Source organism: Haloarchaeobius pelagicus (genome assembly GCF_051207375.1).
Lineage (GTDB): Archaea > Halobacteriota > Halobacteria > Halobacteriales > Natrialbaceae > Haloarchaeobius.
On the sequence record NZ_JBPJZD010000001.1, the window covers coordinates 1,325,579 to 1,339,598 of the forward strand.

Annotated in this window: 13 protein-coding genes; 6 read left to right on the plus strand and 7 right to left on the minus strand. The window is 65.8% G+C overall.

What is annotated here, in order from left to right:
• Positions 1–18: 18 nt before the first annotated feature.
• Positions 19–1,302 carry an LEA/WHy family protein gene (locus ACSC1S_RS06950; protein ID WP_435363712.1) on the minus strand — a complete coding sequence of 428 codons (1,284 nt, stop codon included), beginning with the start codon at positions 1,300–1,302 and terminating at the stop codon, positions 19–21.
• 106 nt (positions 1,303–1,408) lie between these two features.
• Here ACSC1S_RS06950 and ACSC1S_RS06955 point away from each other — a divergent pair, with 106 nt between their 5' ends.
• The 4 genes from ACSC1S_RS06955 to ACSC1S_RS06970 are packed head-to-tail and all read left to right on the plus strand — an operon-like array spanning position 1,409 to position 3,197.
• A complete protein-coding gene (locus ACSC1S_RS06955) occupies positions 1,409–1,627 on the plus strand; it encodes a DUF7525 family protein (protein WP_435363713.1) in 219 nt (72 codons plus the stop codon).
• A gap of 60 nt (positions 1,628–1,687) precedes the next feature.
• A complete protein-coding gene (locus ACSC1S_RS06960; RefSeq protein ID WP_261651079.1) occupies positions 1,688–1,912 on the plus strand; it encodes a DUF7123 family protein in 225 nt (74 codons plus the stop codon).
• Positions 1,913–1,956: 44 nt separating this feature from the next.
• Positions 1,957–2,391, plus strand: a complete 435-nt coding sequence (locus tag ACSC1S_RS06965) for an SRPBCC family protein (protein ID WP_435363714.1) — start codon at positions 1,957–1,959, stop codon at positions 2,389–2,391.
• Complete coding sequence (locus tag ACSC1S_RS06970; protein WP_435363715.1) at positions 2,388–3,197, plus strand: nitrilase-related carbon-nitrogen hydrolase; 810 nt, start codon at positions 2,388–2,390, stop codon at positions 3,195–3,197. The genes ACSC1S_RS06965 and ACSC1S_RS06970 overlap by 4 nt, the downstream gene beginning before the upstream one ends.
• A gap of 767 nt (positions 3,198–3,964) precedes the next feature.
• Here the strand turns inward: ACSC1S_RS06970 and ACSC1S_RS06975 are convergent.
• The 3 genes from ACSC1S_RS06975 to ACSC1S_RS06985 all read right to left on the minus strand — a co-directional run bounded on the left by ACSC1S_RS06975 (position 3,965) and on the right by ACSC1S_RS06985 (position 9,312).
• On the minus strand, positions 3,965–5,503 hold the full coding sequence (locus tag ACSC1S_RS06975) for an aldehyde dehydrogenase family protein (protein ID WP_435318145.1): 1,539 nt from the start codon (positions 5,501–5,503) through the stop codon (positions 3,965–3,967).
• A 66-nt stretch (positions 5,504–5,569) separates the two neighbouring features.
• On the minus strand, positions 5,570–6,367 hold the full coding sequence (locus ACSC1S_RS06980; RefSeq protein WP_435363716.1) for an RIO1 family regulatory kinase/ATPase domain-containing protein: 798 nt from the start codon (positions 6,365–6,367) through the stop codon (positions 5,570–5,572).
• Positions 6,368–6,438: 71 nt separating this feature from the next.
• Complete coding sequence (locus ACSC1S_RS06985; protein WP_435363717.1) at positions 6,439–9,312, minus strand: thermonuclease family protein; 2,874 nt, start codon at positions 9,310–9,312, stop codon at positions 6,439–6,441.
• Positions 9,313–9,528: 216 nt separating this feature from the next.
• Between ACSC1S_RS06985 and ACSC1S_RS06990 the strand changes: the two genes are divergently transcribed.
• Positions 9,529–10,671 carry an acyl-CoA dehydrogenase family protein gene (locus ACSC1S_RS06990; protein ID WP_435318148.1) on the plus strand — a complete coding sequence of 381 codons (1,143 nt, stop codon included), beginning with the start codon at positions 9,529–9,531 and terminating at the stop codon, positions 10,669–10,671.
• Positions 10,672–10,704: 33 nt separating this feature from the next.
• On the opposite strand, the gene ACSC1S_RS06995 is transcribed toward ACSC1S_RS06990, so the two are convergent.
• The 3 genes from ACSC1S_RS06995 to ACSC1S_RS07005 form a co-directional block, all read right to left on the minus strand.
• Entirely contained in the window at positions 10,705–10,956 is a 252-nt protein-coding gene (locus ACSC1S_RS06995) for a hypothetical protein (protein WP_435363718.1), read from the minus strand.
• 111 nt (positions 10,957–11,067) lie between these two features.
• Entirely contained in the window at positions 11,068–12,324 is a 1,257-nt protein-coding gene (locus ACSC1S_RS07000; protein WP_435318150.1) for a Glu/Leu/Phe/Val family dehydrogenase, read from the minus strand.
• 80 nt (positions 12,325–12,404) lie between these two features.
• Positions 12,405–13,247: an HpcH/HpaI aldolase/citrate lyase family protein gene (locus tag ACSC1S_RS07005; RefSeq protein WP_435363719.1), complete on the minus strand. Its 843-nt coding sequence runs from the start codon at positions 13,245–13,247 to the stop codon at positions 12,405–12,407.
• 183 nt (positions 13,248–13,430) lie between these two features.
• On the opposite strand from ACSC1S_RS07005, the gene ACSC1S_RS07010 reads away from it, so the two are divergent.
• The gene (locus ACSC1S_RS07010; protein WP_435364593.1) at positions 13,431–13,976 is read left to right on the plus strand and encodes a methyl-accepting chemotaxis protein; all 546 of its coding nucleotides are present in this window, start codon (positions 13,431–13,433) and stop codon (positions 13,974–13,976) included.
• Positions 13,977–14,020: the final 44 nt, after the last annotated feature.

Consider the following 14,020-nt stretch of genomic DNA (forward strand, 5'->3'; position numbering starts at 1 on the left):
GAGAGTGGGTACTCCGGTTCATGTATGCATACGTGAGACAGCATTCGCATTAAGGCTGTCGCCGGTGACACCTATCGCCAGTATCCCACCGTCGTCGGTCGTGGTGGTGCCGGAATCGTCCTCGGTCGTGGTGCCAGAACCGCCATCCGACGTGGTGGTGGTCGTGGTCCCATCGGTCGTCGTGGTGGTCCCATCACCTGTCGTGGTGGCGTCCCCATCGTCGGTGGTCGTCGCCGTTCCGTCCGCGGTCCCAGAGCCGTCCCCGGTACCGCCGTCGTCGGTGGTCTCGTTCCCGGTCGTACTCCCCGCCTTGTTCCCGAAGAGGTCCGTCTCGATGGTCTCCCGGTGCGTGAACTTGTCCATGGGGATGGTGATATCGGAGCCACTGACCTCGAAGGTCGCGTCGAACTCGATGCGAAGCTTCGTCACCTGGTCGTTCTCGATGTGGCTCACCCACCACTCGTCGAGCCGGTCGTTCTGGATGTGGGTCACCGTCCGGACCTTCGTGACCTCACCGGGCTGGAGGACGTACTCCTGCGTGTTCGTCCCGTTCCCGACGGTGATGTTGTTCATGTAGATGTCGTAATCGATCTCGGAGACGGGAATCGGGTAGGATTTCGGATTGTATATGTAGAAATCCAGCACGATGGGTGTCGTCTCGTTGCTCACGTTGCCCCACTGCCCTGCGGTCTCGTTGACGTACAGGACGGGGTCGGAGACCAGCGGGCGGTTCGCGTTTATCTCCCGGGTCTCCGTCGAGTTGAACGACGACAGCATGTCGGTCTGGATGGATTGCTCTTGAGAGACCGGGAACGAGCGACCGACCAGCCCCGAATCCAGGCTCGCAGCGATGTCGACCTGCGTCTGCTCGTCGTTGTTGATGTGACTGACCCACCACGACGGGATCTTCCCGTTGTCGAGCATCGTCCGTAGCTCTATCGACGAGTTCCCCGGGGGCGTCTCGATGTGCTGCTTGGAACCGGTCGCCATCGAGATACCGTTCATCGATATCTCGTAGTCGGCGCTCACGTCGAGGAAGCTACTGCCGACCGGGTTGGGGTTGTTCACACCGAGGTCGGAGACGATGACCGTCGTGGACTCGTTCACACCGCCGAACTCGTTCTCGACACCCGTCACGGAGGGGACGCCGACACCCACGACGGCGACGAGTACCCCGACGAGAACGACGAGCGAGAGGAGCGCCGTCCCGGCGATCCGGAGCTTGCTCCCGAACAGGAGCCCTGTCACCGTGCTCCCACCGTCGGAACTCGATTCGTCTGTCACAGCACCACCATCTACCATGTCGATATCGTGAACGTCTCCCCTATGTAAACCTCTTCAATCTACGTGTGTAGGTTCATCGGCCGGGACAGTGAGAACTAAGGCCCTCCCCCCGAAAGCGACGGGCATGACTGCGACATCGACCGACTCCTCGGACCGGGGCATCGGCTTCGGGGCCATCTTCGGCGCTATCACCACACTGAGTGCCGCCGGACTGGTCACGTTCGGCATCACCTACCTCCAGACGGGCGAGCACGGCGCACAGGAACTCGGTGCGTTCGCGTTCGCCGCCGCTGTCATCTTCGCCATGCTGGCCGTGTTCACGATGCAGTGGTACGAGGTCTGACTGGGTGCGTGTCCGAGCGATAATCGTTATGTGTGTCAATAACGTATCTCCGTCTAGACGATGAGCGACTACTCCGAAGAGGAGCAGCGGATTCTCGCCTACCTGCGCGATAGCGTGTCCAGGGGCGAACAGTACTTCCGCGCGAAGAACATTGCCGAGGCTATCGGCCTCTCCTCGAAGCAGGTCGGGACTCGACTCCCGCGCCTCGCAGAGAAGACGGACGATGTAGAGATCGAGAAGTGGGGCCGCTCACGCTCGACGACCTGGAAGGTAACACTCGGCTAAGCCGATTCCACGACGTTTTTACCGATATAGCCACCAGATGGCATATGACAGTCCGGGTAGAGCGGACGTTCGAGTTTCCGGTACACCCCGAACGCGTCTGGGAGTTCATCTCCGACCCCGAGCTCCGGGCGCGCCCCATCAGCGTCGTCGACGACTTCCGACTCGACGACGAGGCGGGACAGGAAGCGACGTGGTTCGTCAAACTCCCGATTCCCCTGCTCGATAAGACAGCCGCCGTCAGGACACGCGACGTCGAGCGACGCGAACCCGAGTTCGTGAAGTTCGTCGGGCGCTCCAAGGTGATGCGCGTGACCGGCGAGCACGAGATAACCCCCACCGAGGATGGGTGTACGCTCTCGAATCGCTTCGTGGTCGACGGGAAGCTACCGGGCGTCGAGCGCTACTTCAAATCCCATCTGGACGGTGAGCTAGACAACCTCGAAGCCGCGATGCGAGAGTATCTGGGCCTCCCAGCATGAAACTCGCACTGGCACAACTCCAGATCGAGCCCGCCGACGTGGCGGGCAACGTCGCCCGCGCCGAGACCGCCATCGAGACCGCGGCTGCCCGTGGTGTCGACCTCGTCGCGCTCCCCGAACTCTTCAACGTGGGGTACTTCTCGTTCGACCTGTACGCCCGGAACGCGGAGGGGCTCCACGGCAAGACCCTCTCCAGGCTCTCCGATGCCGCACTGGAGAACGACGTGGCCGTCCTGGCCGGGAGTATCGTCGAAGACCTCGGGCAGACCAGGGCGCAGACCGACGCGTACACGCCCGCGGAGGACGGGCTCGCCAACACGGCGGTCCTGTTCGACGCCGAGGGCGAACGCCAGCTCGTCTACCGGAAACACCACCTGTTCGGCTACGAATCGGCGGAGACCGGCCTGCTGACGCCCGGGGACCGCGTCCCGGTGGCCGACCTCGGCGGGTTCACCATCGGCGTGACCACCTGCTACGACCTGCGGTTCCCGGAACTGTATCGTGGCCTCGTGGACGAGGGAGCGGACATGCTCCTCGTCCCCTCGGCGTGGCCGTACCCCCGCGTCGAGCACTGGCAGACGCTGCCGCGCGCCCGCGCCATCGAGAACCTCTCCTACGTCGCGACCATCAACGGGAGCGCGGATTTCGAGGACGCGACGCTCGTCGGGCGTTCGACCGTGTTCGACCCGTGGGGGACGCCGGTCGCGACGACCGACGACCGCCCGGACATCGTCTACGCTGACGTAGACCCCGACGAGGTCGCGCGAGTTCGCGATGAGTTCCCCGCGCTCGACGACCGCCGGTGACTCGTGCCGAAGCCACGGTATTTATACGTAAGGCCGACCAAGCATCGGTTGCCGGTTAGACGCTTTTCACGTCGATTCCGGCACAACGCCCGTCGCACCTACGCCCGCGCCCACCGTCTGTTCCGCGGGGCTACCTAGGAGCCTAGCGCGGAACGGACATCTCGCCTCTCGTCCTCACGTTCCACAGTAACAGGTTCGAGCCACGGCCTCGCCCCAGTGTAACAGCCGCGAAAAACGAGTCACTCAGTGTCGTCGTCGATACAGCTCGCGTTCGGTATCGATAGCGCGTCGCTGTACGCTGTCGAGCGCCTTCTCACGGTCTTTCATGCTGAGGTCAGTTCGTTCGGGGTCCCGCCGGAGAACCCGCGACAATCGCGACCGAACGCGACTAAGCATGCCAGTGTGTAACACTGTCATGGTATTAAGTGTTGGGAGTCCGGTCGGTTTCACCCCCTTGTCCGGTCATGCTCGGTCCTCGGCGTGAACGAGGGCGACACCTTCCTCATGGAGGTCGAGCAGTACGAGGGTAGCAGCCTCCGCCTCGGCGGGAGCCGTATCTCGACGTACCTGTCGGTCGTACAGCTCTGACTGGCGTCGAAAAAACGTCTACGGGGAACCCACCTCGCGGTGATTCCGGCCGATCAGTCGTCGTCGCATTCCGATGAGACTGCAGTCCGAACACGCCGTACGGCGGTTCTCACCGATCAGTCGTCGTCGCATTCCGATGAGACTGCAGTTCGAACACGCTGTACGGCGGTTCTCACCGATCAGTCGTCGTCGGAAGTCGTCTTGATATCCGCGGACAGCCCCTGGGCCATCTCGATGTCCTTCGAGTTGTTGAGCGTCCAGGCGGTGCGCTCGGTGACGGCCTCGATGACCTCACGAGCGGACGGGTAGCCGTTGCCGGACTTCTTGACGCCACCGAACGGCAGGTGGACCTCGGCACCGATGCACGGCAGGTTACCGTAGGCGAGGCCGATCTCGGCGTTGTCGCGGAAGTAGTTGATCTGGCGGTAGTCCTCGGAGATGATGGCACCGGCGAGACCGTACGGGGTGTCGTTGTGAATCTCGACGGCGTCCTCGATGTCACCCGAGTACTTCATCAGGGCGACGTGCGGGCCGAAACACTCCTCCTTGATGCAGCGCAGGTCCGGGTCGTAGTCGATCTCGTAGACGAACGGGCCGACCCAGTTGCCGTCTTCGTGACCGTCCGGAATCTCGCTGTCCTCGAGGTCGTAACGGTCGACGAGGACGTTCGCGCCCTCCTTCTCGGCCATCTCGTTGTGGCGGCCGATCTTCTCGACGTGCTGGGGCTCGATGGCCGGGCCCATGAACGTGTCCTCCGAGAGCGGGTCGCCCACGGAGACGTTCTTCGCGATCTCGACGTAGCGCTCTTTGAACTCGTCGTAGACGTCCTCGTGGACGATGAGGCGCTCGGAGGAGACACAGCGCTGACCGGTCGTCTTGAAGCTCGACATCACGGCGGAGTGGACGGCGACGTCGAGGTCCGCTTCCTCGGTGATGACGATGCCGTTCTTGCCACCCATCTCACAGGCGGCGAGCTTGCCGGGCATGCCGCCGACCTTCGAGGCGACCTCGTTGCCGACCTCGGCGGAGCCGGTGAACAGGACGGTGTCGGTGCGGTCGTCGTCGACGATCTGGGCACCGGCGTCACCGAAGCCCTGCACCATGTTGAACACGCCGTCGGGGATGCCGGCATCCTCGAACATCTCCGCGATGATCTGGGCGCACCACGGCGTCTGTTCCGCAGGCTTGAACACGACGGTGTTGCCCTCGACGAGCGCGACGGCCATGTGCCAGAACGGGATGGCGACCGGGAAGTTCCACGGCGTGATGCAGCCGACGACGCCCCGCGGCTTGCGGCGCATGTAGGCGTCCTTGCTCGGAATCTCCGAGGGAATCACGTCGCCCTTCGGGTGGCGGGCGTCACCGGCTGCCCACTCGACCATGTGGTACGCCTCGATGACGTCGGCGCGACCCTCGGAAATCTCCTTCCCGCACTCCTTGGTGACGACCTCGGCCAGCTCCTCGGTGCGCTCGCGGAGCTCGTGGTAGATCTCCCAGAGGTACTCCGCGCGGTCGATGTGGGACAGTTCACGCCACTCCTCGAACGCGTCGTCGGCCGCCTGGAGGGCCGTCTCTACGTCTTCCGGTGTGCCGCGAGCGAACTCGCCGAGCGTCTCGCCCGTCGCCGGGTTCTTGCTCTCGAACGTCTCCTCACTGGTACCGTCGGTCCACTCACCGCCGATGTAGTGCTGATAGGTCTCCGTAGCCTGCTGGCTCATATCTGGCAAAATTTTCGCTGGGGCGTGCTAAAAACCCTGCTATGTGACCATCCGTGATGTTCGCATTCAGTTCGCGACCTTCTCGATCTCCCCTTTGACGAGCGCGGCGTCGAAATCGTGGTCCGGGCGGAGTTTCACGAAGTCGAGGAACTCACGGGCGGCGAGCAGGTCCGTGGTCGGGTAGACCGAAGCCGCGATTCGGACGGTGTCGCGCGCGTGGAGCATCGGTGTAAGGACCGCCATCGCACAGGCGAGGTCGTACGCGCGGGCACCCGCGAGCCCCTCCTGGCGAACGCTCGTCGCGTCGATGAAGTAGACCTCGCCATCGACGACGAGGACGTTCTCGGCACGAAGGTCCCCGTGGGCCAGCCCGTGGTCGTGGAGTTCCCGGAGCACCTGGAACAGCGACTCCGCGAGGGCGGTGGCCTCGCTCGGTCCCACGTCGTCGAGCGTCCGGAACGACGGCAGGTACTCCAGAACGAGGACGCCCAGGTCGTCGACGCCGAACGACTCGACGGGCTCGGGCGCGTTCAGGCCGATGTCGCGCATCCGCCGGGTCGCCTCCAGCTCGTGTTCGGCCATCTGGAGGGGGCCGTCGAACCGGTCGAAGAAGCCCTCGGTCCCGGAGGAGAACACGCCGAGGTTCCGGCCCGTGGTGAACAGGGCGTGGACCAGCGCGTTCTGGGGCGTGATGATCTTCACGAACCAGCGGTCGTCGACGACCAGCGGGGTCGACAGCCAGTTGTCGGCCTCGAGGAACTCGATACGGACCTCGTCGTCGGGCGACCGGCGGGCAAGCTCTCGACCGACCTTCTCCAGCTCGTCCCACGGGACGGTCCCACGAACCCAGTTCCGCAACGGCACGTCGGAAGCAAACGCGATGGGCGGTAAAAACAGTTCGGCACGGATACCGGACGTCGGCGGTGGCGGACCGCTCAGTGCTTCTTCCCTTTCGGACCCTTGCCTGGCTTGTTGCCCTGCGGGCCGTTCGGGCCGTTGCCGGGTTCGTCCGCGTTCTCGCCCCACGCCTCGGGCGTGACGGCGTCGGTCACGTCGACCGCCGGGTTGAACGACCCCGTGACCGGGAGGGTCGGGTCGTCGTTCACGTTCGCGGTGGCGTCGGTGACCAAGTCGCCGGAGAGCCGGAGCCTGGAGCCGAGGGCGGCGGCGACCGTGTTCAGGTTCTCGCGTGCGTCCGCGGGTGCGGCCGCGCCGCCCAGCAGGACGACCGCGCCGCCGCGGGCCCGGAAGCGGGCGAGCGAGTCGAGTTCGGCGTCCGAGAGCGCCGCGGTCGGGGTGGTGACGAGCAGCGCTCGGGCCTCTGCGAGGCGGTCCGAGGTCAGGTCGTTCACCTGTTCGAAGCCGATGCCGACGCCTTCGAGGAAGCGCTGGTAGTACGCCGCGTCCTCGCTGGAGAGCGCGTAGTCGGCGGCGAACTGGCCGTGGCCGCCGTCGATGAGCACATCACCGTCGCGCGCCGAGAGCGAGTCGAGCAGGTTCGTCAGGAAGCCGAAGTTCTCGTAGTTCGCCGTGGAGACCGCGAAGTCCTCGTCGGCCTCGTAGGACTCGTCGACGAGCAGCCCGCCGACCATCGCGACGCGCTTGCCGCGGTCGACGGCTGCCAGCGGTGCGCCCGGCGTGGAGGCGTCGTCGCCCGCGAAGGCGGCGACGTGGCCGCGACCGAGCGTCCCGCGGGAGACGGTGACGCGGGCCGCGTTCGGCACGAAGATGGACTCGACGCTGCGGTTGCGGATGGCGGGTGAGTTCTCGGGGTCGCTCTGGGCCCAGAGGCCGCGGTCCGAGTCGCGGGCGTCGGCCTCGGCGCTCCAGAAGGACTCGTGACGGGAGAGGCCCGAGCCGTAGACGCGGGCGTAGCCCTCCGAGATGAGCCGGCGGTTGAACAGCGCGTCGCGCGAGCCGGAGCCGTCGGCGTCGTAGCCGATGTAGCCGAGCAGGCGACCGAATGGGTCTGTGACGCCCTCGTTCGGGTCGAACCAGAGGTCGACCGTCTGGCCGGCGAGCTGCGAGCGGGCGAAGTCGGTCGCCTCGTCGGCCCAGTACGCCAGGTACGGGTAGGTGTTCTCGTCGCCGGCACCCGGGCGGTCGGTGAAGTACGGCAGCGACTCGTCGAAGCTGGTCGTGGTCGGCCGGAACGGCGCGCCGGAGTTGGACTCGTAGTCCATCACCTGCGAGTCGTCGAACCCGAAGCCGAGGTCGAGCCCGGCCGCGAGTTCGTTCAGCGCGTCGGTCGCGTCGAAGTCGTTGTAGTCCGACTGGTCGTGGAGGAACACCGCGCCGCCCTCACTGACGAACGAAGCGAGCGCGTCGATCTCGGACTGGTCGAAGCCGTAGCCGGGGCTGGTGACGACGACGGCGTCAGCCTCGCCGAGGTCTCCGGTGAGGTCGTCGGTCGCACGCACGTCGTAGCCGTTCTCCTCGGCGTAGGCGCTGAAGCCGTCGAACTGGGAGAGCCCGTAGTACTGGCCGTGAGACTCGTCCCAGAGGACGGTCCCGCCGCCGACGAGGTCGTCCCACACGTTCAGGAGGAACTCCTCGTTGCCGTACTCGAAGGGAGTCCCGTCGTTGACGAGCATCGCGCCGAAGCCCGCGACGCGGCCGTCGACCGCCGCGAGCGGAATCGGGTCGTCGCCGTAGGTCGTCGCGTCGCCGTTCCCGTCGGCGTCGCTGACGAAGGCGGAGTCCTCGGCCCACACCGCGACGAGGTCCTCGTCGGTGAGTTTGCTGCCGTCAGCAGCGAGCAGGGCGCTGGTGGAGCCGAACTGGAGCGACGGGAGCGGTGCGGACTCGGACCCGTCACCAAGGCCCTCCCACTCCTCCGGGCGCTCGAACTCGGCGTTGACGCCCTTCTCGGGGGTGTCGACGCCGAGCACACGGATAGATTCGACGGTGCCGCCGGGGAAGCGCACGTCGACGGTGTCGCCGTCGGTGACGCTCACGACCTCGACCTCGTAGGTCTGGCCCACCCCGAGGTCCGGGCCGCTGGCACCGATGCCGGCACGGTTCTCGAAGAAGTCGAACGCGTCGTTGAACGCGCTCGTCGTCGGGACGTAGTCGACGCCCGTGTTGTTGGTCGAGTCGAACACCTGGTCGTCGTTGAAGCGGAACGCGAGGTCCACGGCCTCTGCGATAGCGTTCAGGTTGTCCGTCTGGTCGTAGTTCGAGAAGTCGGACTGGTCGTGGAGCAAGAGCGCACCGCCGTTCGCGACGAAGTCGGCGAGCACGGTCTTCTCGGCGTCGGAGAAGGCGTCAGCGGGGGAGGTGACGACGAGGGCGTCGGCGCTGCCCAGGTCTGCCGTGAGGTCGCCGGTCGCCTGCACGTCGTAGCCGTTGGCCTCGGCGTAGGACTCGAACGTCTGGAACGAGTCGAGGTCGTAGAACTGGCCGTGGGACTCGTCCCAGAGGACGGTCCCGCCGCCGACGAGGTCGTCCCACACGTTGAGGACGAACTCGTCGTTTCCGGTCGTGAAGTCCGCGTCGTCGGGGACGAGCATCGTCCCGAAGCCGGCGACCGCACCGGCGTTCGATTCGTCGACCGCCACGAGCGGAATGCGACCCGAGTACTCGACGGCGTCGTCGTCGTCATCGGCGTCGCCGTTCGTCGCGGTGTCCTCGGCCCACACGGCCACGAGCGAGTCGTCCGAAAGGGTGGAGCCATCGGCAGCGAGGAGACTGCTCGTCGAATCGAACGCCAGCGCGGGGATGGTAGCGGCGGCTGCTGTCAGTCCTGTCAGTCCAGTGCTGACCGCGGCACTGGTGGCGAGGCCGGAGAGGAATGTACGTCGTTGCACAGGGATGAAACCGAAGCACCGATTCATAAAATTTCTGCTTTACTAATCTAAAAACATACGTGTTCTACGGAGTGATATTGTGGGAACCGTCGACATGGAGGGGAGGGACTGCCGCCACAATCCTCCGACGGTAGTACCCTCGGCTGCATGCATATCGAGGCACTGGGGCGAACGGCGCACAGAAGGCTTTATTTCGCGGGCTGGCAAGTTTTGCACATGGACTTCACGCTGCCCGACGAGCACCGGATGATTCAGGAGGAGGTTCGTCGCTTCTGTGACGAGGAGATCGAACCCATCGCACAGGAGATAGAGAACGAACACCGGTTCCCCCAGGAGATATTCGACCAGCTCGGTCAGCTCGACGTGATGGGCGTGCCCATCTCCGAGGAGTACGGCGGCCTCGGCGGCGACACACTCATGTACGCGGTGGTCGCGGAGGAACTCGGCCGTGTCTCCGGCTCCGTCGCGCTCTCGTACGTCGCCCACACCTCCCTCGCCTCGAAGCCCCTCGAACTGTTCGGCACCGAGGAGCAGAAAGAACGCTGGCTCACCCCGCTGGCCTCCGGCGAGTACATGGGTGCGTGGGCGCTCACCGAGCCCGGCAGCGGGTCGGACGCCTCCGACATGGACACCACCGCCGAGAAAGACGGCGACGAGTGGGTCATCAACGGCACCAAGCAGTTCATCACGAACGCGTCTGAAGCAGGCAGCGTCCTCGTCAAGGCCGTCACCGACCCCGGCGAGGGCTACGACGGCATCTCGACGTTCATCGTCGACCCCGAGGAGGACGACGGCTTCGAGGTCACGACCATCTGGGACAAGATGGGCCTGAACGCCTCCCCGACGTGTGAGATCAAGCTCACCGACGTCCGCGTCCCCGAGGACCGACTGCTCGGCGAGGAGGGCGAGGGCTGGAAGCAGACGATGAAGACGCTCGACGGCGGCCGCATCTCCATCGCCGCCATCTCGACCGGCCTCGCCCAGGGTGCCTACGAGGCCGCGAAGTCGTACTCGAAAGAGCGCGAACAGTTCGGCCAGCCGATCTGCAAGTTCGACGCCATCCGCGACAAGGTCGTCGACATGGAGCGCAAGGTCGAACGCGCACGCCTGCTCACCCACAAGTCCGCCTGGCAGTACGACCAGGGGAAGAACGTCACCAAGTCCTCCGCGCTGGCCAAGCTCGACGCCTCCGAGGCGGCACGCAAGGTCGCCGAGGACGCCGTGCAGGTGCTCGGCGGCTACGGCTACACCGAGGACTTCTCGCCGCAGCGGTTCTACCGCGACGCGAAGCTGATGGAGATCGGCGAGGGGACCAGCGAGATTCAACACCTCGTCATCGGGCGCGAACTCGGACTGTAACGGCGCGAGAACTCGTTTTCAGGTCACGGCGTCTCAGAACCCGCGACGCTCGTCGTCGTCGTCTTTCAGCTTGTCCATCGCGCGCTCGAAGTTCGCCCGGGTCGCGACGAACATCAGCGCGAGGAAGATGATACCGATGACCGACCCGAGGGTCTGGTAGCCGTTGACGTTCAGGTAGGGGAACACGATGAGGCCGTAGGCGAACAGTGCCACGAGGAACAGCCGGTTGTGTTCCTTGAGGAGGTCGACCAGTCGCCGGTAGAGTCCCGGGTCCGAGCCACGCATGCTTTCGCGTGAGTTAGGCGCGAAGCAAGGTCAATCCTCCGGACTGGCGAGACCGACTGCCGTGGCTACGCGGTGAAAAACGGGGAAGAATGCGGTATCGGGACCGTCGGTTCAGGGCCAGTTGCCGGCGTCCGTGTAGGCGTCGACGACGCGCTGGATGGCGTTGACGTAACACGCGGTGCGGAGGTTCGGGGTGTCGAAGGACTCGTAGGCCTCGGTCATGCGGTCGAAGGCGTCGACGATGATGGTCTCCAGCTCGTCGTTGACGCGCTCTTCGGACCAGTGGAACCGCTGGCGGTTCTGGACCCATTCGAAGTACGAGACGGTCACGCCGCCCGCGTTGGCGAGGATGTCCGGGACGACGTAGACGTCACGCTCGGTGAGCACGTCGTCGGCGTCGGGCGTGAGCGGCCCGTTCGCGGCCTCGACGATGATGTCGGCCTGGACCTTCTTCGCGAGGTCGCCGTCGATGGCGTTCTCGAGTGCGGCCGGGACGAGCAGGTCGACGTCCATCGTCAGCAGGTCCTCGTTGGTGAACTCCTCGGTGGCACCCTCGTAGCCCGAGACGGAGCCGGTCTCGCGCTTGAAGTCCTTGACCGCGACGGGGTCGAAGCCGTCGGGGTTGTGGATAGCGCCGGAGGAATCGGAGACGGCGACGATGTTCGCGCCGAGTTCCTCGATGAGCTTCGCGGCGATCCAGCCGGCGTTCCCGTAGCCCTGGACGGCCACGTCGGCCTGGCTGATGTCGCGGTCGAGGTAGTCGAAGACCTCACGGGCGGCGAGCATGGTGGAGCGGCCGGTCGCCTCGACGCGGCCCTCGCTCCCGCCGGACTCGATGGCCTTGCCCGTGACGACGCCGGGTTCGGTCTTGTTCTCCAGCGTCTCGTAGGTGTGCTTGATCCAGTTCATCTCGCGCTGGCCCGTGTTCACGTCCGGCGCGGGGATGTCCTTGTCCTCGCCGATGAGCGGGCGCAGCTCCGTCGCGAACGCACGAGTGACACGTTCGAGTTCGCCTTCCGAGTGCTCGGAGGGGTCGATGACGATGCCACCCTTGCCGCCACCGTACGGGATGCCGACGGTGGCGCACTTGTACACCATCCAGCCCGAGAGGGCCTTGACCTCGTCGCGGCTGACGCCCGGGTGGTAGCGGATACCACCCTTGTACGGGCCGCGGTCACCGTTGAACTGCGAGCGGAAGGCCTTGAAGCGGCCGATGGAGCCGTCGTCCATGTCGACGGTCAGGTTCGTTTCCAGCACTCGCTCGGGGTGCTTGAGGCGTTCGAGTACGTCGGTCCCGACGTCGAGATAGGCGGCGGCGTCGTCGATCTGCTCCTGGAGACTCTCGAAGGGATTGGCCTCGTCTGTCATCACCGGTTACGACTCGGGGATACGGGTTAAGCGTGGCGAAATTATAATCATAGTCCACAATTATAGCCAAACTAAGGTCCTTATATTTTCTCGGCCGCACGCGCCCGCTCCAGCACTCGTTCGGCCTGCGCGATGAGCGGCGCGTCTATCATCTCGCCGTCGACCTGGAACACGCCGCGGCCCTCGGCGTCGGCCTCGGCCTTCGCGTCGAGGACGGCCCGGGCCCACTCGATGCGGTCGTCGGCCGGCGTGAACGCGTCGTTGATGACCGGGACCTGTGACGGGTGGATGGCCATCTTCCCGTCGTAGCCGAGCTGGATTGCGAAGTCCGTCTCGTCGGCCAGTCCTTCTGTATCGGAGAAGTCGGTGTAGACGGTGTCGATGGCGTCGATGTCGTGGGCGGCCGCGGCGACGACGACCTTCTCGCGCGCGTAGAGAACCTCCGTGCCGTCGCTCGTCCGCGTCGCTCCGATGTCCGCCGAGAGGTCCTCCGCGCCGAAGACCAGTGCGTCCGTCACGTCCGCGCCAGCGATGTCCGCGGCCGCGAGCACGCCCGCCGCGGATTCCACCAGCGCGAGGACGGGCGGGGTCGCACCCTCGAAGGCGTCGTCGAGGCAGTCCACGTCGGCCGCGCCGGTGGCTTTCGGGAGCATCAGGGCGTCCAGGCGAAGGTCGCCCGCGAGTGCGTCCACGTCGGCGTCCATCCCCTCCCCGGTGGGGTTCACCCGCACGCAGACCTCGCAGTCGGGGTCGAACTCGGGGTCCGAGAGCACCTCGCGGACGGCCTCGCGGGCCTCGTCCTTGCGCTGTGGCGCGACCGCGTCTTCGAGGTCGAAGATGATGGTATCCGCACCGGTCCCGGGGGCTTTCCGCATCAGCTCCGGGCGGTCGCCCGGCGAGAACATGACGCTGCGTCTGACCATACCGGTCCTGCGCACCGGCAATATTTGAAAGGTGCCGGTTCGGGCGACCGGGCACCGACGCCCATCGCGTCGCTCCTCGACAGGAGGTGGGGTCGCGTGCCAGCCGGCCGGCGTGCACAGCCGGGGTACCCGCCCGAATAGGCAGTCAGTATCGCCGGTATCACCGAGTCCCAGAGCGGGAGCCTGCAGTCGGTCGCCACCGAGATCAAGGAGCTGTCCGAGAAGACGCAGGCGGCCGCCGAGAACGTCGAGGAACGCCTCGACCGCATCGCCGCGGAGACCGACCGCTCGGTCGCCCAGATGGAACAGACCCAGGCCGTCGTCTCCGAGGACGTCGCCGAGGTCGAACGCGCCATCGAGGCGCTCGATTCGGTGGCGGACTACGCCCAGCGCACCAACGAGGGCGTCCAGGAGATAACCACGGCCACGGAACAGCAGGCGGACTCCACCCAGGAGGTCGGCACGCTGGTCGAACGCGTCACCGAGTCCGCGACCGGCGCGACGAAAGAACCGACGCAGGCCGCGTTCCGCGCGTCGGCGAACGCGAACGCGCTGGGCCACGTCTCCGAGAGCGCGGGGCGGTTGACCGACCAGTCGCGACAGCTGCTCTCTCGGCTCCAGCAGTTCGATACGAGCGGGGGCTACGACCTGCCGGAGGCGAGGGTGCGCGAACCGAACACGGCAGAGCAGATATCGGCTGGGCAGGCCGACCCGCGAGCCTCGGACTGACGGACTCGCCCGCGCAGGAATAGCATTATCTCGGCTACCGACAT

What these genes read in the sequence shown, in the direction of transcription:
- ACSC1S_RS06950 (WP_435363712.1), bottom strand. Translation starts at nt 1,302, where the DNA reads ATGGTAGATGGTGGTGCTGTGACAGACGAATCGAGTTCCGACGGTGGG.
- ACSC1S_RS06955 (WP_435363713.1), top strand. Translation starts at nt 1,409, where the DNA reads ATGACTGCGACATCGACCGACTCCTCGGACCGGGGCATCGGCTTCGGG.
- ACSC1S_RS06960 (WP_261651079.1), top strand. Translation starts at nt 1,688, where the DNA reads ATGAGCGACTACTCCGAAGAGGAGCAGCGGATTCTCGCCTACCTGCGC.
- ACSC1S_RS06965 (WP_435363714.1), top strand. Translation starts at nt 1,957, where the DNA reads ATGACAGTCCGGGTAGAGCGGACGTTCGAGTTTCCGGTACACCCCGAA.
- ACSC1S_RS06970 (WP_435363715.1), top strand. Translation starts at nt 2,388, where the DNA reads ATGAAACTCGCACTGGCACAACTCCAGATCGAGCCCGCCGACGTGGCG.
- ACSC1S_RS06975 (WP_435318145.1), bottom strand. Translation starts at nt 5,503, where the DNA reads ATGAGCCAGCAGGCTACGGAGACCTATCAGCACTACATCGGCGGTGAG.
- ACSC1S_RS06990 (WP_435318148.1), top strand. Translation starts at nt 9,529, where the DNA reads ATGGACTTCACGCTGCCCGACGAGCACCGGATGATTCAGGAGGAGGTT.
- ACSC1S_RS06995 (WP_435363718.1), bottom strand. Translation starts at nt 10,956, where the DNA reads ATGCGTGGCTCGGACCCGGGACTCTACCGGCGACTGGTCGACCTCCTC.
- ACSC1S_RS07000 (WP_435318150.1), bottom strand. Translation starts at nt 12,324, where the DNA reads ATGACAGACGAGGCCAATCCCTTCGAGAGTCTCCAGGAGCAGATCGAC.
- ACSC1S_RS07005 (WP_435363719.1), bottom strand. Translation starts at nt 13,247, where the DNA reads ATGGTCAGACGCAGCGTCATGTTCTCGCCGGGCGACCGCCCGGAGCTG.